The organism is Streptomyces sp. RKAG290, from assembly GCF_023701695.1.
In the GTDB taxonomy this organism is placed as follows: domain Bacteria; phylum Actinomycetota; class Actinomycetes; order Streptomycetales; family Streptomycetaceae; genus Streptomyces.
The window spans coordinates 1,507,296-1,528,875 of record NZ_JAJOZC010000001.1 but is presented as its reverse complement, the minus strand read 5'-3'; the positions used below and the strand labels follow the sequence as shown (position 1 = coordinate 1,528,875).

Sequence of the window (21,580 nt, the reverse complement as noted above, 5' to 3'; positions counted from 1 at the left end):
CTTCGAGAGAGAAATACAGACTCATGGCGAACTACACCGCCGCTGACGTCAAGAAGCTCCGTGAGCTCACCGGCGCCGGCATGATGGACTGCAAGAAGGCGCTCGACGAGGCCGACGGCAGCGTCGACGGCGCCGTCGAGGCGCTTCGTATCAAGGGCCAGAAGGGCGTCGCCAAGCGCGAGGGCCGTTCTGCCGAGAACGGCGCCGTCGTCTCCCTCATCTCCGAGGACAAGACTTCCGGCGTCCTGCTCGAGCTGAAGTGCGAGACGGACTTCGTCGCCAAGGGTGACAAGTTCCAGGCCGTCGCCAACGCGCTGGCCGCGCACGTCGCCGCCACCTCCCCGGCCGACCTGGCCACGCTGCTCGCCTCCGAGATCGAGGCCGGCAAGACGGTTCAGGCGTACGTCGACGAGGCCAACGCCAATCTCGGCGAGAAGATCGTCCTGGACCGCTTCGCGCAGTTCACCGGCGGTTACGTGGCTGCGTACATGCACCGCACGATGCCCGACCTCCCGCCGCAGGTCGGCGTCCTCGTCGAGCTCGACAAGGGCAGCGCCTCGGACGAGGCCGCCGCAGCGGTTGCCAAGGACGTCGCGCAGCACATCGCCGCCTTCGCCCCGAAGTACCTCAACCGCGACGAGGTCCCGGCCGAGACGGTCGAGAACGAGCGTCGTGTCGCCGAGGCCACCTCTCGCGAGGAGGGCAAGCCCGAGGCCGCCCTTCCGAAGATCGTCGAGGGTCGGGTCAACGGCTTCTTCAAGGACGTCGTCGTCCTGGAGCAGGCGTTCGCCAAGGACAACAAGAAGTCCGTCCAGAAGGTCCTGGACGAGGCCGGTGTCACCCTGAAGCGCTTCTCGCGTATCAAGGTCGGCATCTGAGTCCGTCCGCGAAAAACGGTGGACCCCGATAGGGTCTGGTGCAGTCGACGGCCGCACACCGCCGTACGACCGCAGATCTGACGAGGAGGCCATTGCCGCTGAGGGACATCGGACCCACCGGCAATGGCCTTCTTCGTATGTGCACGAGGAGAATCTCCATGAACAAGGGCGCGGACGCCGCAACAGGTGACCACAGGCGCGACGACGGCAAGGTGTCCGGACGCTTCATGCTGAAGCTGTCCGGTGAGGCGTTCGCCGGCGGCGGGGGTCTCGGTGTCGACCCCGACGTCGTGCACGCCATCGCTCGCGAGATCGCGGCGGTCGTCCGGGACGGCGCGGAAATCGCGATCGTCATCGGCGGCGGCAACTTCTTCCGCGGCGCCGAGCTCCAGCAGCGCGGCATGGACCGGGCCCGGTCCGACTACATGGGCATGCTCGGCACGGTCATGAACTGCCTGGCACTCCAGGACTTCCTGGAGAAGGAAGGCATCGACTCCCGTGTCCAGACCGCCATCACCATGGGTCAGGTCGCGGAGCCGTACATCCCGCTGCGCGCCGTGAGGCACCTGGAGAAGGGCCGCGTCGTCATCTTCGGCGCCGGCATGGGCATGCCGTACTTCTCCACCGACACCACTGCGGCCCAGCGCGCCCTGGAGATCGACGCCGAGGCTCTGCTGATGGGCAAGAACGGCGTGGACGGGGTCTACGACTCCGACCCGAAGACCAACCCCGGAGCGGTGAAGTTCGACGCGCTGGAGTACAGCGAGGTGCTCGCCCGAGACCTCAAGGTCGCCGACGCCACCGCCATCACGCTCTGCCGCGACAACCAGCTGCCGATCCTCGTCTTCGAACTGACCGCGGCGGGCAATATCGCCCGTGCCGTCAAGGGTGAGAAGATCGGCTCGCTCGTGAGTGACCAGGGCACCCGGGCCTGAGTACCGGGGGAGCGAACCGGGGGGACCCGGCGAGCTCCCGGGGCCCACGGGACGGCCCCGAATGATGGACAACGGCCTGCCGGTCGGACACCGTGCAGGTGAGGACGCGACGCAGGACCCGCCGGGCCCGAGCACGCCGGGCCCACTCAAGACACGCAGGAGCACGTGGTGATCGAAGAAACCCTCCTCGAGGCCGAGGAGAAGATGGAGAAGGCCGTCGTGGTCGCGAAAGAGGACTTCGCCGCGATCCGTACCGGCCGTGCGCACCCGGCGATGTTCAACAAGATCGTCGCCGACTACTACGGTGCGCTGACCCCGATCAACCAGCTGGCCTCGTTCTCGGTGCCCGAGCCCCGCATGGCTGTCGTGACGCCGTTCGACAAGAGCGCGCTGCGCAACATCGAGCAGGCAATCCGCGACTCGGACCTCGGCGTCAACCCGAGCAATGACGGCAATATCATCCGGGTGAACTTCCCCGACCTCACCGAAGAGCGTCGTCGCGACTACATCAAGGTCGCGAAGACGAAGGCCGAGGACTCCAAGATCTCGATCCGGGCCGTCCGCCGCAAGGCCAAGGAGACGCTCGACAAGCTGGTCAAGGACAAGGAGTCCGGCGAGGACGAGGTGCGTCGCGCCGAGAAGGAGCTCGACGACACCACCGCGAAGTACGTCGCGCAGGTGGACGAGCTGCTGAAGCACAAGGAAGCCGAGCTGCTCGAAGTCTGATGAACGACTCTCCCTGGGGCGCCCCGCAGGGCGCCGGACACCGTGCTGCGCCCGAGATGCGGACGGCTCCGGCGGGTCCTGCATACGATGTGCATGACGCCCAGCAGACTCGGCCCATGCCCATCGTGCCGGACGTTCCCGACGCAGGTAGAGACGCTGACGACCGTGATGACCGGGACCAGGGGGCCGCACGCCTGAGCGGCGGCCCCCTGTTCCGCGACGAGAAGCCGCAGGAGCCCATGTCCACCGCGCCGCCACCCCCGCAGAAGAAGCGTGCGGGCCGTGATCTCGGAGCCGCCATAGGGGTCGGCGTGGGCCTCGGTGCCGTCGTCGTCGCCTCGCTCTTCATCGTGAAGGCCGTCTTCGTCGGTGTGATCGTGGTCGCCGTCGTCGTCGGCCTCTGGGAGCTCACCTCCCGGCTGGAGGAGCGCAAGGGCATCAAGGCGCCCCTCGTTCCTCTCGCGGTCGGTGGCGCGGCCATGGTCGTGGCGGGCTACGCGCGAGGCGCCGAGGGTGCCTGGGCCGCGATGGCCTTGACCGCTCTCGCGGTGCTCGTCTGGCGGATGACCGAGCCGCCGGAGGGCTACCTCAAGGACGTCACGGCCGGGGTCTTCGCCGCGTTCTACGTACCGTTCCTGGCCACGTTCGTCGCCATGCTCCTGACGGCCGACGACGGGCCGCAGCGGGTGCTGACCTTCCTGCTGCTGACCGTGGTCAGTGACACCGGCGCGTACGCCGTCGGCTGGCGGTTCGGCAAGCACAAGCTGGCGCCGCGGATCAGCCCCGGCAAGACCCGTGAGGGTCTCTTCGGAGCCGTGGCCTTCGCGATGGTGGCCGGCGCCCTGTGCATGGAGTTCCTGATCGACGACGGCTCCTGGTGGCAGGGCCTGCTGCTCGGCCTCGCGGTCGCTGCCAGCGCCACCCTCGGTGACCTCGGCGAGTCCATGATCAAGCGGGACCTCGGGATCAAGGACATGGGCACCCTGCTCCCCGGACACGGCGGGATCATGGACCGGCTGGACTCGCTGCTGCCGACCGCGCCGGTGGTCTGGCTGCTGCTGGTGCTCTTCGTCGGTTCCGGCTGAGCGACTCCCGCATACCGACAGACGAGGGGTCCGCCGTCCACAGGACGGCGGACCCCTCGTCTGTATCGGGCCTCGCCTCTACGAGGGAGGGGCGCAACGCGGCTACGACCGGACCCCCGCCCGCAGGAGGCGAGGCGACCGCACCCGTCAGCTCGGGTCCTGCAGGGCCGAGCGCATGTGGTGATGGAGCTCGACCGCCCGGCGGTGCATCCACAGGATCCAGACGCAGAACGCGACCACACCGACCGTGTAGATCAGGGGAAAGACCAGGGATCCGCTGGTCGCCCCGAGGACGAGCATGCCGACCGCGGTCAAGCCCATGACGGCCAGCCAGTACGGCAGCCACCGGCGTCCGCGCTCGATCTTTCCCAGCTGGTCGTCGACGAGCCGCCGCATGATCACCCGCTCCTCGGGATCCTGCGGCACCTCACGTCGTCGGATCTTGCGGTTGAGGTCGACCACCGCGCCGGGGGCGGCGCCCGTCGCGCGGCTGGTCCTGCGGCGCTGAAGGGCCAGAAACCCGATGATCACCGCGGTGTAGAGCAGGCTCTGGACCACCCATAAGCCCGGCTGATCATCCCGGCGGAACAGGGCGCCGAAGCCGATGCCCAGCACGAAGACCACCAGTGCCTGCGCCACCAGGCTGTGATTGAACCAGTGCTTCACGGCGTGCACGGCACGCACCTCCTGCGAACTCGGCGGGATGTCCCTCTCGTCTTCCGGGTACCCCGCCCGGTCCGGTCCATCGGCGTGGCGGTGACTACGCGTTCCCCAGCCTGCGCTCAGGGTGCACGGGAACCGGCCGGCCGGGGTGCGATCGGTCACTGCCGTGAGCACGGCCGGGCCTTCCCCGGGCCGTCGCAGGGCCGCCCACGTCGGGCGATGGCGGTCCGGTGAGGGGAGGCAGGACCGCGCTGCGCCCGCCCTCACCGGCGATGACCGTGAGGACTCCGGCGTGTCTGCGACACTGGAGGAACCATGCCTAAGCCCGGAGAACTCACTTTCGTCGCGCCCCGCGGAGCCAAGAAGCCCCCGCGGCACCTCGCCGACCTCACGCCCGCCGAGCGCAAGGAAGCCGTCGCCGCGACCGGCGAGAAGCCGTTCCGCGCCCAGCAGCTCTCGCAGCACTACTTCGCGCGCTACGCGCACGACCCGTCGGAGTGGACCAACATCCCGGCCGCGTCGCGGGAGAAGCTCGCCGAGGCGCTGTTCCCCGACCTGATGTCCGTGGTCCGGCACATCAGCTGCGACGACGACACCACCCGCAAGACGCTGTGGAAGCTGCACGACGGGACGCTCGTCGAGTCCGTCCTGATGCGCTACCCGGAGCGCGTCACGATGTGCATCTCCTCGCAGGCCGGCTGCGGGATGAACTGCCCCTTCTGCGCCACCGGGCAGGCCGGTCTCGACCGCAACCTCTCCACCGCGGAGATCGTCCACCAGATCGTGGACGGCATGCGGGCGCTGCGCGACGGCGAGGTGCCGGGGGGTCCGGCCAGGCTCTCCAACATCGTCTTCATGGGCATGGGCGAGCCGCTCGCCAACTACAACCGGGTGGTCGGGTCGATCCGCCGGCTGACCGACCCCGAGCCCGACGGGCTGGGGCTGTCGCAGCGCGGGATCACCGTCTCGACCGTCGGCCTCGTGCCGGCGATGCTGCGGTTCGCCGACGAGGGCTTCAAGTGCCGTCTCGCGGTCTCGCTGCACGCACCGGACGACGAGTTGCGTGACACGCTCGTCCCCGTGAACACCCGGTGGAAGGTGCGCGAGGTCCTGGACGCCGCGTGGGAGTACGCGGAGAAGTCCGGCCGCCGCATCTCCATCGAGTACGCGCTGATCCGCGACATCAACGACCAGGCCTGGCGGGGTGACCGGCTGGGCCGGCTCCTCAAGGGCAAGCGCGTGCACGTCAACCTGATCCCGCTGAACCCGACACCCGGCTCGAAGTGGACCGCCTCGCGGCCCGAGGACGAGAAGGCGTTCGTCGAGGCGATCGCCGCCCACGGGGTGCCGGTGACCGTCCGCGACACCCGGGGCCAGGAGATCGACGGGGCCTGCGGGCAGCTGGCGGCGTCCGAGCGCTGAGGCCGGAAACGGCCGTGTAGCCTGGGGCCGAAATCAATTTAATATTCCGACAGGGGAGCGCCACAGCGCTGAGAGTGCGGCACCAAGGACAGGTTGGCCGCAGACCCTCTGAACCTCGCCCGGGTCATTCCGGGTAGGAAGTTCGGACCTTACTCAAGCTGTTGCGCCCTGCCCGCTTCCGGTTCCACCGGTGCGGGCAGGGCCGCGTCTCTTCCTGGTCACCCCCAGGAGGAATCACATGAGTACCACCAAGAAGATCGCGGTGACGGCCGTCGCCGCCGCGCTCGGCGCCACGGCGCTCGCCGGATGCGGAAGCTCCGACGACGCGTCCTCCGGCGACGCGGGCACCAAGAGCCCGGGCTCCAAGACCGTCACCCTCGTCAGCCACGACTCCTTCAACGTCTCCAAGGGCGTGCTGAAGGACTTCACCCGGCAGACCGGCTACACCGTCAAGGTGCTGAAGAGCGGGGACGCGGGCGCCGCCCTGAACCAGGAGATCCTGACCAAGGGCTCGCCGCGCGGCGACGTCTTCTTCGGCGTCGACAACACCCTGCTCTCCCGCGCCCTCGACAACGGCCTGTTCACGCCGTACGAGGCCAAGGGCATCGACCAGGTCGCGAGCGACGTCCAGTTGGACGCCGGCAAGCACCGGGTCACCCCCGTCGATACCGGCGACATCTGCGTCAACTACGACAAGAAGTACTTCGCCGACAAGAAGCTGGCGCCGCCGAAGTCCTTCGCGGACCTGGCGAAGCCCGCGTACAAGAACCTCCTCGTCACCGAGAACGCCGCGACCTCCTCGCCCGGCCTCGGCTTCCTCCTCGGCAGCGTCGCCACCTACGGCGAGGACGGCTACCAGGACTACTGGAAGAAGCTGAAGAGCAACGGCGTGAAGGTCGTCGACGGCTGGGAGCAGGCGTACAACGAGGAGTTCTCCGGCTCCGCGGGCGGCAAGAAGGCCAAGGCCGACCGGCCGCTCGTGGTGAGCTACGCCTCCAGCCCGCCCGTCGAGGTGCTGTACGCGGACCCGCAGCCCAAGACGGCCCCGACCGGGGTCGCCACCGGGACATGCTTCCGGCAGATCGAGTTCGCGGGACTGCTCGACGGCGCGAAGAACGAGGCCGGCGGCAAGGCCCTGCTGGACTTCCTGATCAGCAAGAAGTTCCAGGAGGACATGCCGCTCAACATGTTCGTCAGCCCGGTCACCAAGGGGGCGAAGGTGCCGGAACTCTTCACCGAGTTCGGCGCGAGCATCGACAGGCCGACGACCGTCGCCCCGGGCACGATCGCCAAGAACCGTGAGCAGTGGGTCCAGTCATGGTCCTCGCTCGTAGTGAAGTAGACAGGACTCCCGTACGCGGACCGGGCGCGCGCGGGAGGGCCGCGCGCGCCCGGTCGCGGCGCGCGAGCGCGGTGCGGCTCGGCCTGATGGCCGTGCCCGTCGCCTTCTTCGCGCTGTTCTTCGCCTATCCCGTCGTCGCGATCGTCGGACGTGGGCTCAAGGCCGACGGTGTCTGGCAGTTCGGCCGGTTCAGCGAGGTGCTGACCCGGCCGGACATCCTGGACGTGCTCCGCTTCACCCTGTGGCAGGCGCTCGCCTCGACGGCGCTGACCCTGCTGATCGCGCTGCCGGGCGCCTACGTGTTCGCCCGCTTCGACTTCCCGGGCAAACAACTGCTGCGGGCGATCGTCACCGTGCCGTTCGTGCTGCCGACCGTCGTCGTCGGCACCGCGTTCCTCGCGATGCTGGGCCGCGGCGGCTTCCTCGACGACCTCTGGGGCGTGCGGCTCGACACCACGGTGTGGGCGATCCTGCTGGCACACGTCTTCTTCAACTACGCGGTCGTCGTACGCACCGTCGGCGGACTCTGGTCGCAGCTCGATCCACGGCAGGAGGAGGCCGCGAGGGTCCTCGGGGCAGGCCGGTTCGCCGCCTGGCGGCGCGTCACCCTGCCGGCGCTCGCCCCCTCCGTGGCCGCGGCGGCACTGATGGTCTTCCTCTTCACCTTCACCTCTTTCGGCGTCGTCCAGATCCTCGGCGGCCCCGGATACTCCACGCTGGAGGTGGAGATCTACCGGCAGACCGCCCAGCTGCTGGACCTGCCCACGGCCGCCGTACTGACCCTGGTGCAGTTCGTCGCGGTCGGCGCCATCCTCGCCCTGCACGCCTGGACCGTACGGCGCAGGGAGACCGCACTGAAGCTGGTCGACCCGGCGCAGACCACCCGCAGGCCGCGCGGCGCGGGCCAGTGGTCGCTGCTCGGCGGCGTGCTGCTGACCGTGCTGGTGCTCATCCTGCTGCCGCTCGCCGTGCTGGTGGAACGGTCGCTCGACGTGTCGGGCGGCCACGGCTTCGCCTACTACCGGGCGCTCGCCTCGGCGGACGCGAACAGCGGCACGTTCCTGGTCGCGCCCATCGAAGCGATCTGGAACTCGCTGCAGTACGCCCTGGCCGCGACCGCCATCGCACTGGTCGTCGGAGGGCTGGCCGCCGCGGCCCTGACCAGGCGGGCCGGCCGGCTGGTCAGGGGCTTCGACGCCCTTCTGATGCTGCCCCTCGGGGTCTCCGCCGTCACCGTCGGCTTCGGCTTCCTGATCACCCTCGACGAACCGCCGCTCGACCTGCGGACCTCCTGGATCCTGGTGCCGCTCGCCCAGGCGCTGGTCGGGGTGCCCTTCGTCGTACGGACCATGCTGCCGGTCCTGCGTGCGGTGGACGGGCGGTTGCGGGAGGCGGCCGCCGTGCTCGGCGCCTCGCCCCTGCGGGCCTGGCGCGAGGTGGACCTGCCCCTGGTGCGCCGGGCGCTGCTGGTCGCGGCAGGCTTCGCGTTCGCCGTGTCGCTAGGCGAGTTCGGCGCCACCGTGTTCATCGCACGGCCCGACAACCCGACGCTCCCGGTCGCCGTCGCCCGGCTGCTGGGGCGGTCCGGGGAGCTCAACTACGGCCAGGCGATGGCCCTCAGCACCATCCTGATGCTCGTCTGCGCGGTCTCGCTGCTGCTGCTCGAACGTATCCGTACCGACCGATCCGGGGAGTTCTAGAGATGCTGACACTCGAATCGGCCACCGTGCGGTTCGGTGCGCGGGCGGCGCTGGACGCGGTGGACCTGGAGGTCGCCGAGCACGAGATCGTCTGTGTGCTGGGGCCGAGCGGCAGCGGGAAGTCCACGCTGCTGCGGGTGATCGCCGGACTCCAGCAACTTGACGCCGGACGGGTGCTGCTCGACGGCGCCGACCAGGACGGGGTGCCGGTGCACCGGCGCGGACTCGGCCTGATGTTCCAGGACCACCAGCTGTTCCCGCACCGGGACGTCGGCGCCAACGTCGCCTTCGGGCTGCGGATGCACGGCGTGACCCGCGCCGAACAGGACCGCAGGGTCGCCGAACTCCTCGACCTGGTCGGACTCCCCGGCGCCGGGCGCCGCGCGGTGGCCTCGCTCTCGGGCGGCGAACAGCAGCGCGTCGCCCTCGCGCGCGCACTCGCCCCCCGGCCCAAACTGCTGATGCTGGACGAACCGCTCGGTCAGCTGGACCGCAGCCTGCGCGAACGCCTCGTCGTCGAACTGCGCGCGCTCTTCGGCCGGTTGGGCACGACCGTGCTCGCCGTCACCCACGACCAGGGCGAGGCGTTCGCGCTGGCCGACCGCGTCGTCGTGATGCGCGACGGCCGCATCGCCCAGGTGGGCACCCCGCTCGACGTCTGGCAGCGTCCCGCCTCCGCTTTCGTCGCCCGCTTCCTCGGCTTCGACAACGTGGTGGAGGCGACGGTCACGGGGGAGGCCGCGGACACGGACTGGGGCAAGGTGCCGGTGCCCGCCGGATCGCCGCAGGGGGCGTGCGACCTGCTGGTGCGTCCGGCCGGCGTCCGGATCGGCGCCCCGGAGGACGGCCTGCCCTGCACCGTGGGCGCCCGCACCTTCCGCGGCAACCACGTGGCCGTGACGCTGAACCCCGACGACGGACCGGCCCTGGACGCCGAGTGCCCGCTGCGCGGCACCCCCGAGGAGGGCGCGCGGGTCGGCGTCACCTTCGACGCGGCGGAGAGCGTCGTGCTGCCCGCCGTGTTCTGACGGGCAGCGGGCCGGACCGGACGCGCTACTTCGCCGACAGCCGGGCGAGCTCCTCGGACGCTTCCTCCACCGTGTCGACGAGTCCGATACGGGACTCCATCGGCCGGTCCGCGGCCAGTGCGCTCAGCAGCGGCCAGGCGGGCAGCTTCCGCGTCCAGTGGTCACGGCCGACCAGCACCATCGGGGTCGGCTCACCGCGTGAGCCGTAGTAGTTCGGGGTGGTGCTGTCGAAGATCTCCTGGACGGTGCCGGCCGCGCCCGGCAGGAATATGACGCCCGCGTTCGACCGGGCGAGCAGGCCGTCCTCGCGCAGGGCGTTGGCGAAGTACTTCGCGATGTGGTCGGAGAACGGGTTCGGCGGCTCGTGACCGTAGAACCAGGTGGGGATGGACACCGAGCCGCCGCCCTTGGGCCAGCGCTCCCGCACGGCGAACGCGGCCCGCGCCCAGTCGGTCACGGACGGGGTGAACGAGGGTGCCCCGGCCAGGATTTCGCAGGCCTCGTCCAGCATCGCGTCGGGGTGCGGAGCCGCGTAGGCCCCGAGGTTCGCCGCCTCCATCGCACCCGGACCGCCTCCGGTGGCGACCGTCAGCCCGCTACGGGCCAGCGTCCGGCCCAGGCGCGCCGCGGCCGTGTACGAGGCGCTGCCGCGGGCCGTCGCGTGGCCGCCCATCACACCGACCACCCGTGCCCCGACGAGGAGTTCCTCCAGCGCGTCGGAGACCGCGTCGTCGTGGAGCGAGCGCAGCATCGACGCGAAGACGTCGCCGTTGGACCGCGTCCCCTGGAACCAGCGGTAGGCGCGGGCGTCCGGCGTCGCCTCGTAACCGCCCTCCGTCAGCCCGTCGTAGAGCGCGTCGGCGGTGTAGAGCAGACCGCGGTACGGGTCGAAGGGGAGCCCGGGCACCGGCGGGAAGACGAACGCGCCGCCGGCCCGTACCTTCGCCTCCGCGCCGGGCTCCATCGGGCAGCCCAGGAAGACGGCGCCCGACGTGTCGGCGGCCAGCAGGGCGGCACTGCGGTCCGTCAGATCGACGGACTGGACACGGTGTCCGGCCAGCGAACCGGCGGCGACCGCCTCGTCGAATGCGGCGAGCGACTCGATCTCGACGCCGGGTGCGGGGGTGATCTCGTCCGGGTTCTTCACGCCCACATGCTACGGACCGGCCGCCCGCACCCGGCTACCCGGTCAGCGGGAGAGCGGCCAGCTCGGCGATCACCCAGGTCAACGGGGCGAAGACGAGCAGCAGCGCGGCCGCGCGCAGCGCCGTCGCGGCCCGCAGCGCCGAGGCCGGGGCGCCGAGCCGCAGCAGGGCCTGTGCCGTTTCGGCGCGCGCCTGCCTCGCCTCCAGCGCCGAGGTCAGCAGCGAGGCCGTCGTACAGCCGATGACGAGCACGGCGCCGAGCGCGGTGAGCGGTCCGAAGGGCCGCGGGCCCGTCCCGTACAGGGCGAACGCGGCGATGACCGCCGAGAGCACCGCACAGACGACACCCAGCGGCCGGCCGATCCGGCGCGCCTCGTCCATCAGCACCCGGCCCGCCAGCAGGCGTACGGCTCCGGGGCGTGCGGCCTGCAGCAGCCGCCCGCTGAGGTGGGCCAGCCCGGGTCCCGCCATGGCGAGACCGATCGCCGTCAGGGTCCATCCCACCAGGACCCAGGCCGGCGTGGAGTCGAGCTTTCCGGGGAGCGGGAACGGGCTGCCGGCCGACTCGCGGCTGGCGTACGCCTCGACCGCGAGTCCCGCGGCGGTCAGGGCCACGCCCCACGGCAGCCCCGTGGGCGGCTCGGCCGGCACCGGGACCTGCTCCTCCGGCACCAGGTCCTGCGCACCGTCCTGGACGCCCGCCGCCCGCAACGGCCTGGTGCGCAGCGCCAGCGCGCTCGCCGTCGCCGCGGCCGCGGGCACCAGGGTGAGGAGGACGAGGACGGCGGCCAGCGGCAGCGGCGCCTGCGCGTCGAGCAGCCCGGCGGCCGCGCCGTCGAACGGCAGCCCGGACAGGTCGCCGCGCAGGTGGAGGAAGAAGAGCAGGGCCACCATCGAGCCGAGGGTGCACGACAGGGCGGTGGAGACGGCGGCGAGCACACTGAGCCGGACCGGCCCGAGGCCGACGGCGGACAGTCCGGAGCGCGGGCGGGTGCTCGGGTCCGTGCGGGCCACCGCGACCGCGAACTGCACGGCGGCGGCCAGCGGCACGAAGCACCACAGCAGGCGCAGCACGGAGCCGGTGGAGTGCGCCGGGTGCCCGGAGGCGTAGCCCAGGGTGCACAGCAGCAGGAAGCCGACCCCGGCGGAGGCGGCCGCGACCAGCAGCCGGCGCACCAGGACCAGTGGATGGGAACCGCGGGCTAGACGGAGAGCGAGCACGCCGCGCGGCCCTCCGTGTCGGAGCCGGCGGGCAGGGCGAGCGTGGCGACCCGGCGCCCGTCCAGCAGCGGCACCGCACGGTCGGCGAGTGCGGCGATCTCCGCGTCGTGCGTGGCGAGGACCACCGTGATGCCGTGCGAGCGGGCCGCACTCGTCAGGGTGCGCAGCACGTGGGTGCGGTCGGTGCGGTGCAGGGTCGCGGTCGGCTCGTCCGCGAAGATCACCGCGGGGGCGGCGGCCAGCGCGCGGGCCACCGAGATCCGCTGCCGCTGGCTCTGCTGCAGGGTGTGCGGGCGCTTGCGGGCGCACATGCCGATGTCGAGGCGCTCCAGCCACTCCATGGCGGCCTTCTTGGCCTCCCGGTGCGAGGCGCCGCGCAGCAGCAGCGGAAGGGCGGTGTTCTCCCAGGTGTTCAGCTCCGGGACGAGCTGGGGTTCCGGGGCGATCCAGCCGAACTTGTCGCGGCGCAGCCGCTCGCGGAGCCGGGGGCCCATGGTGTGGACGGGGACGCTGTTGAACCACACCTCTCCCTGCTCGGGCACCAGCTGGCCGGAGAGGCAGTGCAGCAGGGTCGTCTTGCCGCTGCCGCGCGGGCCGGTCACGGCGAGGATCTCGCCGTCGCGGATCCCCAGGGACACCCCGCCGAGCGCGGGTGAGCCGTTGTGGGAGTGGTGCAGGGAACGCGCCCAGATCACGTCGTTGTCCGGCGGGGCCACCATGGCGTACACCTCGGTTCAGATCAGATATCCCGTTCCCCCGTACGGGGGAACGAAGAGGGGGCCGATCGGTCACTCGGCACCGTAAGGATTCGGACCGCGGTGTGCGCACAGCACGCGGCCCGGGTGCGCTTCTTCCCACTCGAATGGGCGCATCCGGGCCGCGTGGACCGTATGAAATGACCGCTGGAGGGCCGTCGGGGGACGGTCAAGCGGTGGTCAAACCGAGCTCGGTCGAGCAGGCGGTCGACCTCTCGGTCAGAGCTTCGTCCACGCCTCCGTGAGAACGGACCGCAGGATGCCCTCGATCTCGTCGAACGTGGACTGGTCGGAGACCAGCGGCGGGGCGAGCTGGACGACCGGGTCGCCACGGTCGTCGGCGCGGCAGTACAGGCCGTTGTCGTACAGCGCCTTGGAGAGGAAGCCGTACAGGACGCGCTCGGTCTCCTCGTCGGTGAACGTCTCCTTGGTGGCCTTGTCCTTCACCAGCTCGATGCCGTAGAAGAAGCCGTTGCCGCGGACGTCGCCGACGATCGGCAGGTCGTGCAGCTTCTGCAGCGTGGTGTAGAACGCGTTCTCGTTGTCGAGGACGTGCTGGTTGAGACCCTCGCGCTCGAAGATGTCGAGGTTGGCGAGGCCGACGGCGGCGGAGACCGGGTGGCCGCCGAAGGTGTAGCCGTGCAGGAAGGTGTTGTCACCCTCGTAGAACGGCTCGGCGAGCCGGTCCGAGATGATGCAGGCACCGATCGGCGAGTAGCCCGAGGTCATGCCCTTGGCGCAGGTGATCATGTCCGGCACGTAGCCGAACTTGTCGCAGGCGAACATCGTGCCGAGCCGGCCGAAGGCGCAGATGACCTCGTCGGAGACGAGCAGCACGTCGTACTTGTCGCAGATCTCGCGGACGCGCTGGAAGTAGCCGGGCGGGGGCGGGAAACAGCCGCCCGCGTTCTGCACGGGCTCCAGGAAGACGGCCGCGACGGTGTCCTCGCCCTCGAAGAGGATCTCCTGCTCGATCTGGTCGGCGGCCCAGCGGCCGAAGGCCTCCGGGTCGTCGCCGAAGAGCGGGGCGCGGTAGATGTTGGTGTTCGGCACCTTGTGCGCGCCGGGGACCAGCGGCTCGAAGGGGGCCTTGAGGGCCGGCAGGCCGGTGATGGACAGGGCGCCCTGCGGGGTGCCGTGATAGGCGACCGCACGCGAGATGACCTTGTACTTGGTGGGCTTGCCCTTGAGCTTGAAGTACTGCTTCGCCAGCTTCCAGGCGGTTTCCACGGCCTCGCCGCCACCGGTGGTGAAGAAGACCTTGTTGAGGTCGCCCGGGGCGTAGTCGGCGAGGCGCTCGGCCAGCTCGACCGCCTTGGGGTGGGCGTAGGACCACACCGGGAAGAAGGCCAGCTCCTGGGCCTGCTTGTACGCGGCCTCGGCGAGCTCGTGGCGGCCGTGGCCGGCGTTGACCACGAACAGGCCGGACAGGCCGTCGAGGTAGCGCTTGCCCTGGTCGTCGAAGATGTAGGTGCCCTCGCCACGCACGATGGTGGGAACGGGCGCGTTCTCGTAGTCCGACATGCGGGTGAAGTGCATCCACAGGTGGTCGTACGCGGTCCGGCTGAGGTCCTTGCTCACGGCTATCGGGTTCCCCACATATAGGTCTGCTTCTTGAGCTTGAGGTAGACGAAGCTCTCGGTGGAGCGCACACCGGGAATGGCCCGGATGCGTTTGTTGATCGTCTCCAACAGGTGGTCGTCGTCCTCGCAGACGATCTCCACCATCAGGTCGAAGGAGCCCGCGGTCATCACCACGTACTCGCACTCGGCCATGGCCGACAGGGCCTCCGCGACGGGATCGAGGTCACCCTCGACGTTGATCCCGACCATCGCCTGCCGCCGGAATCCCACGGTGAGCGGGTCGGTGACGGCGACGATCTGCATCACGCCCTGGTCGAGCAGCTTCTGGACGCGCTGTCGCACGGCCGCTTCGGAGAGGCCGACGGCCTTGCCGATCGCGGCGTACGGACGACGCCCGTCCTCCTGGAGCTGCTCGATGATTGCGAGGGACACGGCATCGACCGCTGGGGACGATCCGCTCCCGGTCCTGGAGTCTGCGCTGCGACTGGCCACGGACCCACTCTGCACCGGGACTCGCCCGTCTCGCAACCCTCAATCGATGAAATTCGTTGTTGAGAGGCTCAGATCTCACTGAATCCGAAGTAATCGGTGGTTGGGTATGTCGAAAGCGTTACCCGAGCGACTACGCTGGATGTCTCACCCATTGGACTTCAGAGCAGGAGGGCCGGCTGTGACCACCGAGGTGCGCCGTCTGCGCAACTACATCAACGGAGAGTTCCGTGACGCCGCCGACGGGCGGACCATCGACGTGGTCAACCCGGTGACGGAAGAGGTCTACGCGACCTCACCGCTCTCCGGCGCGGCCGATGTCGATGCCGCCATGGACGCCGCCGCCGCCGCATTCCCCGCCTGGCGCGACGCCACGCCCGCCGAGCGCCAGCGCGCCCTGCTGAAGATCGCGGACGCCTTCGAGGAGCGCGCCGAGGACCTCATCGCGGCCGAGTCCGAGAACACCGGCAAGCCGGTCGGGCTCACCCGCACCGAGGAACTCCCGCCGATGGTGGACCAGATCCGCTTCTTCGCGGGCGCCGCACGGCTGCTGGAAGGGCGCTCGGCCGGCGAGTACATGGAGGGGCTGACCTCCATCGTCCGTCGCGAGCCGGTCGGGGTCTGCGCGCAGGTCGCGCCGTGGAACTACCCGATGATGATGGCCGTCTGGAAGTTCGCCCCGGCGCTCGCCGCGGGCAACACCGTCGTCATCAAGCCGTCCGACACCACCCCCGCGTCCACCGTGCTGATCGCCGAGATCATCGGGCAGATCCTGCCCAAGGGCGTCTTCAACGTCATCTGCGGCGACCGTGACACCGGCCGCGCGATGGTGGAGCACCCGACCCCGGCGATGGCCTCCATCACCGGTTCGGTACGGGCCGGCATGCAGGTCGCCGAGTCCGCCGCGAAGGACGTCAAGCGGGTCCACCTGGAGCTCGGCGGCAAGGCGCCCGTCGTCGTCTTCGAGGACACCGACATCGCCAAGGCCGTCGAGGACATCTCCGTCGCCGGCTACTTCAACGCCGGGCAGGACTGCACGGCCGCGACCCGCGTGCTGGTCCACGAGTCCATCCACGACGAGTTCGTCACCGCGCTCGCCAAGGCCGCCGCCGACACGAAGACCGGGCAGCCGGACGACGAGGACGTGCTCTACGGCCCGCTCAACAACGCCAACCAGCTGAAGCAGGTGACCGGCTTCATCGAGCGGCTCCCCGCCCACGCCAAGGTCGAGGCGGGCGGCCACCGGGTCGGCGACAAGGGCTACTTCTACGCCCCGACCGTCGTCTCCGGCCTCAAGCAGGACGACGAGATCATCCAGCACGAGGTCTTCGGCCCGGTCATCACCGTGCAGTCGTTCACGGACGAGGCCCAGGCGCTGGAGTGGGCGAACGGCGTCGAGTACGCCCTGGCCTCCTCGGTGTGGACCAAGGACCACTCCCGCGCCATGCGGATGTCCAAGAACCTCGACTTCGGCTGCGTGTGGATCAACACCCACATTCCGCTCGTCGCCGAGATGCCGCACGGCGGATTCAAGAAGTCCGGCTACGGCAAGGACCTCTCCGCCTACGGCTTCGAGGACTACACCCGCATCAAGCACGTCATGACCTCGCTCGACGGCTGACCACCGCGACGAACCGTACGGAACGCGGCCCCGGGCACTCGCCCGGGGCCGCATCCGTGCTCCCGGTCCCGCCCGGCATCGACAGGGTGTGCGCGGGGGGCGGCCACCGCTGGACGGATGGTCCATTGCCCGCCGCACCCGCCGACCGGCATCCTGCGCAGGTGCGAGCAATCCCGAAGAACCCCATGTCCCGCCGGTCCCTGCTCCGCGCCTTCGGGGCGGGGGCGGCCGGCGTCACGCTGGCCGGCTGCGGTGTGCCTGCCGCGTACGTGAAGCCCGGCGACCGGGCCGGACGCGACTCCTCCGCCAGTGACCACACCCTGCACTTCGCCAACTGGCCGCTCTACATCGACACCGACGACGAGGACGAGTCGAGGCGGCCCACCCTGGACGCGTTCAGCAAGCGCACCGGGATCTCGGTCACGTACACCGAGGAGATCAACGACAACGACGAGTTCTTCGGGAAGATCAGTCCCGCGCTGATGAACCACCAGCGGACCGGCCGGGACCTGATCGTCATGAGCGACTGGATGGCCGCGCGGTTCGTCCGGCTCGGCTGGGTCCAGGAGATGGACCGGGCCGAGCAGCCCAACGTGACGAAGTACCTCGATCCGCAGCTGCGCTCGCCCGCCTTCGACAGGGGCCGGACGCACAGCGTGCCCTGGCAGTCCGGGATCACCGGCATCGCCTACAACCGCAAGAAATTGGGCCGGGAGATCCGGCACATGAGCGACCTGTGGGCGCACGACCTGCGCGGCAAGGTGACGCTGCTGTCCGGACTCGACGAGTCCTTCGCCCTGCTGATGCAGGGCAACGGAGTCGACATCACCCGGTGGCAGCGGGACGACTTCTACGACATGTGCGACCAGGTGGAGAAGCTGGTGCGGACGAAGCACATCCGCCGCTTCACCGGCAACGACTACATCAAGGACCTCTCCACCGGCGATGTGCTCGCCTGCCAGGCCTACTCGGGCGATGTCATCCAGCTCCAGGCGGACAACCCCGAGATCGAGTTCGTGGTGCCCGAGGAGGGGGCCGAACTGTGGGCGGAATCCCTCATGATCCCCAACCTCGCCGGCCACAAGCGCAATGCGGAGAGGCTCGTCGACTACTACTACGAGCCCGAGGTCGCCGCCGAGCTCGCGACGTGGGTCAACTACGTCTGCCCGGTCCCGGCCGCCCGGGAGGTACTGGCCTCCGCCAAGGACGAGGAGACCGCCGCGCTCGCCGAGGACCCGTTGATCTTCCCCGACGACGCGATGCGCAAGCGGCTCGCCATCGCCCGCGACATCACCTCCGAGGAGCGGACCGAGTTCGCCAAGAAGTGGAACTCCATCGTCGGGCTGTGAGCTCCGGTCCCGGACACCTGTGACGAGGGCTTCCGGCGGGTACGGAAGCGGAAGAACGGCACCACGCGGAATGCGCGTGGTGCCGTTTCGTCGTGGTGCGGCGCGGCTCTTTCCGGCGCCGCCGCTCACCTGCACCTACGCACCAGTCGGTTGTTTCACCTTGCTGTCAAAAATTTTCAATATCCGAGCGACATCTTGTGCTCATGTGTTCGTGATGCTTGAGTGTCAGGCGCTTCCCTCTCCCCCCATCTCCCCCACCAGGAAGCGCGGTCACAAATGAATCGGAGTGTCATGCGCATGCCATCCCCCACGCGCAGTTCGTACGTCCTTGCCGTCGCGGTCGCCCTCGTGGGCACGGTCGTCGGCGTCACCGGCCAGGCATCCGCCGCCCAGCGGGCCCCCGAGCCGAGGGTGGCGGCCGCGGCAGGCGCCACCCTTCCCGTCAGCTCCGCCGAGGCGGAGTCCGCCGCCACCACCGGCCAGAAGATCGGCCCCGATCACACCCAGGGCGCGCTTGCCTCCGAGGCATCGGGCCGGCAGGCGGTGCGCCTGGCCGGCGGGCAGAGCGTGGAGTTCACCCTCGACCGGGCGGCCAACGCGCTGAACGTCGCCTACAACGTGCCCGACGGGCAGAGCGGTTCACTCGCCGTCTACGTCAACGGCACCGAGCTCGACGAGTCCCTGGCCGTCACCTCCAAGTACAGCTACGTCGACACCCCCTGGATCGTCGGCGCCAAGACCCATCACCTCTTCGACAACGCACGCCTCCTCCTCGGCCGCAGCCTGCAGGCGGGCGACAAGGTGAAGCTGGTGGCCGTCTCTACCGAGGTAACCGTCGACGTCGCCGACTTCGAGCAGGTCGAGGAGCCCGCCGCCGCGCCGGCGGGTGCGATCTCCGTCGTGGACAAGGGCGCCGACGCCACCGGACAGCAGGACTCCACGCAGGCCTTCCGCGACGCGATCACCGAGGCCAAGGCCGGCGGCGGCACCGTATGGATCCCGGCGGGCGACTTCAAGCTCGGATCCGAGCTCAGCGGTGTCGAGAACGTGACGATCCAGGGCGCCGGCAGCTGGCACTCGGTCGTGCACTCCTCACGGTTCATCAACCAGACCGGCTCCGCCGGCAAGGTGACCATCAAGGACTTCGCGGTCATCGGCGAGGTCACCGAACGGGTCGACAGCAGTCCGGACAACTTCGTCAACGGCTCCCTCGGCCCGGACTCCCGGGTCAGCGGCATGTGGGTGCAGCACCTCAAGGTCGGCCTCTGGCTGACCGGCAACAACGACAACCTGGTCGTCGAGAACAACCGGATCCTCGACACCACCGCGGACGGCCTGAACCTCAACGGCAACGCCCACGGCGTGCAGGTGCGCAACAACTTCCTGCGCAACCAGGGCGACGACTCACTCGCCATGTGGTCGCTGAACGCCGCCGACAGCGACTCCACGTTCGCGAACAACACCATCTCCCAGCCCAACCTGGCGAACGGCATAGCCATCTACGGCGGCAGCGACATCACCGTCAAGGACAACCTGATCAGCGACACCAATGCCCTCGGCAGCGGCATCGCCCTCTCCAACCAGAAGTTCGCCGACCCGTTCTTCCCCCTCGCCGGCACCATCACGGTCTCCGGGAACACCCTCGTGCGCACCGGGGCCGTCAACCCCAACTGGGGCCACCCGATGGGTGCGCTGCGCGTGGACGCGTACGACAGTGCCATCGAGGCGAACGTGCGCATCACCGACACCACCATCGAGGACAGCCCGTACAGCGCCTACGAGTTCGTCTCGGGCGGCGGTACCGGCAACGCGGTCAGGAACATCACCGTCGACGGGTCGGCCGTCGACGGGGTCGGCACGGTCGTCGTCCAGGCCGAGACGCCGGGTGCGGTGACGATGTCGAACGTCACCGCCACGCAGGTCGGTGCGGCAGGCGTCTACAACTGCCCCTACCCCGCGGGCTCGGGCACCTTCACGCTCACCGACGGCGGCGGCAACTCCGGCTGGGACAGCACCTGGGACGACTGCTCTGCCTGGCCCGAGCCGGGCAGCGGCAACTAGACGGTAGCGACCTGCCGGGTGGGGCCTTCTGCCCCGTCTCATCGCCGGGCCGCCCGGATCCGGGACACGGATCCGGGCGGCCCGGCGGCACCGCGCGAGCCCCCGCCAGGGCGGCCCGGACACTCCACGTGCGGCAGCGGAATCGACCGGCAGGGCCCGCCTCCGGGGCGGTGTAAAGAGCCGTTAAAACCGGGCGTACGCTGCAGACATGAGCGAGCGACGCGCCCTGCAGAGGCGTATACGCGTGTGGTTGGTCGTCTTCATCGTCTGTCTGGTGCTGAGCGGGCTGACCGCCTTCCCGCTCGTCCACGAACTGCGCTGGACCGAGGATCTGCTGAGCTCCTCGGCCTCACCCGTCCCCGAGCACTTCCCGGCCCTGCTGGAGTGGATCACCCGGGTCCGCACCGGACTGGACGAGGCCGACGCCTCGTACCCCTTCGTCCTGTACGGCACGGACTGGCTGGCCTTCGCGCATCTGGTCATCGCGGTCGCCTTCTACGGCCCCTACCGCGATCCGGTCCGCAACATCTGGGTCATCGAGTTCGGCATGATCGCCTGCGCCGGGATCATCCCGCTCGCGCTGATCTGCGGACCGATCCGTGACATCCCCATCTGGTGGTCGGTCATCGACATGTCGTTCGGTGTCATCGGCGTGATCCCGCTGCTGGTGGTGCACCGGATGATCAAGCGGCTGGAAGCCATGGAGCGGACGCCCCAGCCGGTGTCCGGGCCCGTGGCGGCTCCGGCGGGCTGACTCACCCGGCGGAAGGGGCGCCGAAGGCCGCCACCACGATCTTCATCGCTGTGGCGTTCATGCCCTCCCCCTTCGCGTCCGTCGCGTCGACGCTGTAGACGAGGGTCCGGGAAAGTCCGCGGGTGGCCGCGATGACCGTGTTGTAGCCCCAGCGGCCGCCCGTCTTGCCCCAGACCTCACGGCCGCCCAGCGTCATCACGGAGAGTCCCGCGCCGTACGCGGCGGGCTTGCCCGTGCCGTACTCGCGCACCGAGGAACCCGGCAGCGTGAACATCTCCTCCAGCAGCGGCCCGCGCACCACCCGCCCGCCGAACAGCGCCCGGTCCTCCACCGCCCGCAGATAGGCCTTGCGCGTCACGGCGAGCCGGCCGAAGGCGTAGGCCGCGGCGAACACGAACAGGGAGAAGAGCAGTTCCCTGAGGGCGTCGCTGTCCAGTCCGACGGAGACCAGCACCGCCAGGGCCGTGAGCCCCGCGATCCCGAACCGCTTCGGCGGCGAGGAGAGCTCGGCCACCGTGTAGATCGCCAGGAGGCCGGTGTAGGGGAGCGGCTGGCCCGGGCCGTCGACCGCGAACTTGTACAGGGCGCCGGCCACGAGCACGGCGATGAGGACCGCGACCGGTGCCCGGCGGCGGGCGGCCAGCGGCAGCACCGTCAGGGTGGTCAGCCCGTAGGCCGTCCACGTCGCGTCCGGCAGTTCCGGGGCGCGCGGGACGACGAACGGCATGGTCATGGCGGCCTGGACCAGCAGCGTGATGAGGAGGTCGACGGTGCGGGGGCCGGCCCGCCGCGCTCGCGCCGTGAGGGTGCGTATGCGCATCGG

Annotated in this window: 19 protein-coding genes and 1 riboswitch; of the genes, 12 read left to right on the top strand and 7 right to left on the bottom strand. The window is 70.0% G+C overall.

Going from position 1 to position 21,580, the window contains the following annotated elements:
* The first annotated feature begins 23 nt into the window (after positions 1-23).
* From tsf to LNW71_RS06470, 4 genes are all read left to right on the top strand, one after another.
* Positions 24-878 (top strand): translation elongation factor Ts, encoded by an 855-nt coding sequence (gene tsf / locus LNW71_RS06485; RefSeq protein WP_250967365.1) that lies wholly within the window; start codon positions 24-26, stop codon positions 876-878.
* Between the two features lie 158 nt (positions 879-1,036).
* Positions 1,037-1,813: a UMP kinase gene (pyrH, locus tag LNW71_RS06480; RefSeq protein ID WP_250967364.1), complete on the top strand. Its 777-nt coding sequence runs from the start codon at positions 1,037-1,039 to the stop codon at positions 1,811-1,813.
* Positions 1,814-1,981: 168 nt separating this feature from the next.
* Entirely contained in the window at positions 1,982-2,539 is a 558-nt protein-coding gene (gene frr / locus LNW71_RS06475; protein ID WP_030928366.1) for a ribosome recycling factor, read from the top strand.
* Complete coding sequence (locus LNW71_RS06470; protein WP_250967363.1) at positions 2,539-3,624, top strand: phosphatidate cytidylyltransferase; 1,086 nt, start codon at positions 2,539-2,541, stop codon at positions 3,622-3,624. Before frr ends, LNW71_RS06470 begins: the two co-directional genes overlap by 1 nt.
* 147 nt (positions 3,625-3,771) lie before the next feature.
* Here the strand turns inward: LNW71_RS06470 and LNW71_RS06465 are convergent, their stop codons facing one another.
* A complete protein-coding gene (locus LNW71_RS06465) occupies positions 3,772-4,299 on the bottom strand; it encodes a hypothetical protein (protein ID WP_250967362.1) in 528 nt (175 codons plus the stop codon).
* A 303-nt stretch (positions 4,300-4,602) separates the two neighbouring features.
* Here LNW71_RS06465 and rlmN point away from each other — a divergent pair, with 303 nt between their 5' ends.
* The 4 genes from rlmN (at position 4,603) to LNW71_RS06445 (ending at position 9,779) form a co-directional block, all read left to right on the top strand.
* The gene (gene rlmN, locus LNW71_RS06460) at positions 4,603-5,709 is read left to right on the top strand and encodes a 23S rRNA (adenine(2503)-C(2))-methyltransferase RlmN (protein WP_250967361.1); all 1,107 of its coding nucleotides are present in this window, start codon (positions 4,603-4,605) and stop codon (positions 5,707-5,709) included.
* 41 nt (positions 5,710-5,750) lie between these two features.
* Positions 5,751-5,867: riboswitch (TPP riboswitch) on the top strand.
* A gap of 80 nt (positions 5,868-5,947) precedes the next feature.
* Positions 5,948-7,051, top strand: coding sequence for a thiamine ABC transporter substrate-binding protein (locus tag LNW71_RS06455; RefSeq protein ID WP_250967360.1), 1,104 nt, complete (start codon positions 5,948-5,950; stop codon positions 7,049-7,051).
* A gap of 86 nt (positions 7,052-7,137) precedes the next feature.
* A complete protein-coding gene (locus tag LNW71_RS06450; RefSeq protein ID WP_250967359.1) occupies positions 7,138-8,751 on the top strand; it encodes an iron ABC transporter permease in 1,614 nt (537 codons plus the stop codon).
* Between the two features lie 2 nt (positions 8,752-8,753).
* The gene (locus tag LNW71_RS06445; protein WP_250967358.1) at positions 8,754-9,779 is read left to right on the top strand and encodes an ABC transporter ATP-binding protein; all 1,026 of its coding nucleotides are present in this window, start codon (positions 8,754-8,756) and stop codon (positions 9,777-9,779) included.
* Positions 9,780-9,804: 25 nt separating this feature from the next.
* Here LNW71_RS06445 and LNW71_RS06440 read toward each other — a convergent pair whose 3' ends face one another.
* The 5 genes from LNW71_RS06440 to LNW71_RS06420 form a co-directional block, all read right to left on the bottom strand.
* Positions 9,805-10,932: an LOG family protein gene (locus tag LNW71_RS06440; protein WP_250967357.1), complete on the bottom strand. Its 1,128-nt coding sequence runs from the start codon at positions 10,930-10,932 to the stop codon at positions 9,805-9,807.
* Positions 10,933-10,960: 28 nt separating this feature from the next.
* Positions 10,961-12,145, bottom strand: a complete 1,185-nt coding sequence (locus tag LNW71_RS06435; protein ID WP_250967356.1) for a hypothetical protein — start codon at positions 12,143-12,145, stop codon at positions 10,961-10,963.
* Positions 12,127-12,864 carry an ABC transporter ATP-binding protein gene (locus LNW71_RS06430; protein ID WP_250967355.1) on the bottom strand — a complete coding sequence of 246 codons (738 nt, stop codon included), beginning with the start codon at positions 12,862-12,864 and terminating at the stop codon, positions 12,127-12,129. Before LNW71_RS06430 ends, LNW71_RS06435 begins: the two co-directional genes overlap by 19 nt.
* A gap of 255 nt (positions 12,865-13,119) precedes the next feature.
* On the bottom strand, positions 13,120-14,499 hold the full coding sequence (locus tag LNW71_RS06425; RefSeq protein ID WP_250967354.1) for an aspartate aminotransferase family protein: 1,380 nt from the start codon (positions 14,497-14,499) through the stop codon (positions 13,120-13,122).
* A complete protein-coding gene (locus tag LNW71_RS06420; RefSeq protein ID WP_250967353.1) occupies positions 14,484-14,975 on the bottom strand; it encodes an Lrp/AsnC family transcriptional regulator in 492 nt (163 codons plus the stop codon). Before LNW71_RS06420 ends, LNW71_RS06425 begins: the two co-directional genes overlap by 16 nt.
* A 178-nt stretch (positions 14,976-15,153) precedes the next feature.
* Between LNW71_RS06420 and LNW71_RS06415 the strand changes: the two genes are divergently transcribed.
* The 4 genes from LNW71_RS06415 (at position 15,154) to LNW71_RS06400 (ending at position 20,757) form a co-directional block, all read left to right on the top strand.
* On the top strand, positions 15,154-16,593 hold the full coding sequence (locus tag LNW71_RS06415; RefSeq protein WP_250967352.1) for a gamma-aminobutyraldehyde dehydrogenase: 1,440 nt from the start codon (positions 15,154-15,156) through the stop codon (positions 16,591-16,593).
* A 185-nt stretch (positions 16,594-16,778) separates the two neighbouring features.
* A complete protein-coding gene (locus LNW71_RS06410; RefSeq protein WP_250971914.1) occupies positions 16,779-17,942 on the top strand; it encodes a PotD/PotF family extracellular solute-binding protein in 1,164 nt (387 codons plus the stop codon).
* 291 nt (positions 17,943-18,233) lie between these two features.
* Positions 18,234-20,003, top strand: a complete 1,770-nt coding sequence (locus LNW71_RS06405; RefSeq protein WP_374119356.1) for a glycosyl hydrolase family 28-related protein — start codon at positions 18,234-18,236, stop codon at positions 20,001-20,003.
* A 208-nt stretch (positions 20,004-20,211) separates the two neighbouring features.
* Positions 20,212-20,757, top strand: coding sequence for a hypothetical protein (locus LNW71_RS06400; protein WP_250967351.1), 546 nt, complete (start codon positions 20,212-20,214; stop codon positions 20,755-20,757).
* A gap of 1 nt (position 20,758) precedes the next feature.
* On the opposite strand, the gene LNW71_RS06395 is transcribed toward LNW71_RS06400, so the two are convergent.
* Entirely contained in the window at positions 20,759-21,577 is an 819-nt protein-coding gene (locus LNW71_RS06395; protein ID WP_250967350.1) for a hypothetical protein, read from the bottom strand.
* Positions 21,578-21,580: the final 3 nt, after the last annotated feature.

What these genes read in the sequence shown, in the direction of transcription:
- tsf (WP_250967365.1), top strand. Translation starts at nt 24, where the DNA reads ATGGCGAACTACACCGCCGCTGACGTCAAGAAGCTCCGTGAGCTCACC.
- pyrH (WP_250967364.1), top strand. Translation starts at nt 1,037, where the DNA reads ATGAACAAGGGCGCGGACGCCGCAACAGGTGACCACAGGCGCGACGAC.
- LNW71_RS06470 (WP_250967363.1), top strand. Translation starts at nt 2,539, where the DNA reads ATGAACGACTCTCCCTGGGGCGCCCCGCAGGGCGCCGGACACCGTGCT.
- rlmN (WP_250967361.1), top strand. Translation starts at nt 4,603, where the DNA reads ATGCCTAAGCCCGGAGAACTCACTTTCGTCGCGCCCCGCGGAGCCAAG.
- LNW71_RS06455 (WP_250967360.1), top strand. Translation starts at nt 5,948, where the DNA reads ATGAGTACCACCAAGAAGATCGCGGTGACGGCCGTCGCCGCCGCGCTC.
- LNW71_RS06450 (WP_250967359.1), top strand. Translation starts at nt 7,138, where the DNA reads ATGGCCGTGCCCGTCGCCTTCTTCGCGCTGTTCTTCGCCTATCCCGTC.
- LNW71_RS06445 (WP_250967358.1), top strand. Translation starts at nt 8,754, where the DNA reads ATGCTGACACTCGAATCGGCCACCGTGCGGTTCGGTGCGCGGGCGGCG.
- LNW71_RS06430 (WP_250967355.1), bottom strand. Translation starts at nt 12,864, where the DNA reads ATGGTGGCCCCGCCGGACAACGACGTGATCTGGGCGCGTTCCCTGCAC.
- LNW71_RS06410 (WP_250971914.1), top strand. Translation starts at nt 16,779, where the DNA reads ATGTCCCGCCGGTCCCTGCTCCGCGCCTTCGGGGCGGGGGCGGCCGGC.
- LNW71_RS06405 (WP_374119356.1), top strand. Translation starts at nt 18,234, where the DNA reads ATGCGCATGCCATCCCCCACGCGCAGTTCGTACGTCCTTGCCGTCGCG.
- LNW71_RS06400 (WP_250967351.1), top strand. Translation starts at nt 20,212, where the DNA reads ATGAGCGAGCGACGCGCCCTGCAGAGGCGTATACGCGTGTGGTTGGTC.
- LNW71_RS06395 (WP_250967350.1), bottom strand. Translation starts at nt 21,577, where the DNA reads ATGCGCATACGCACCCTCACGGCGCGAGCGCGGCGGGCCGGCCCCCGC.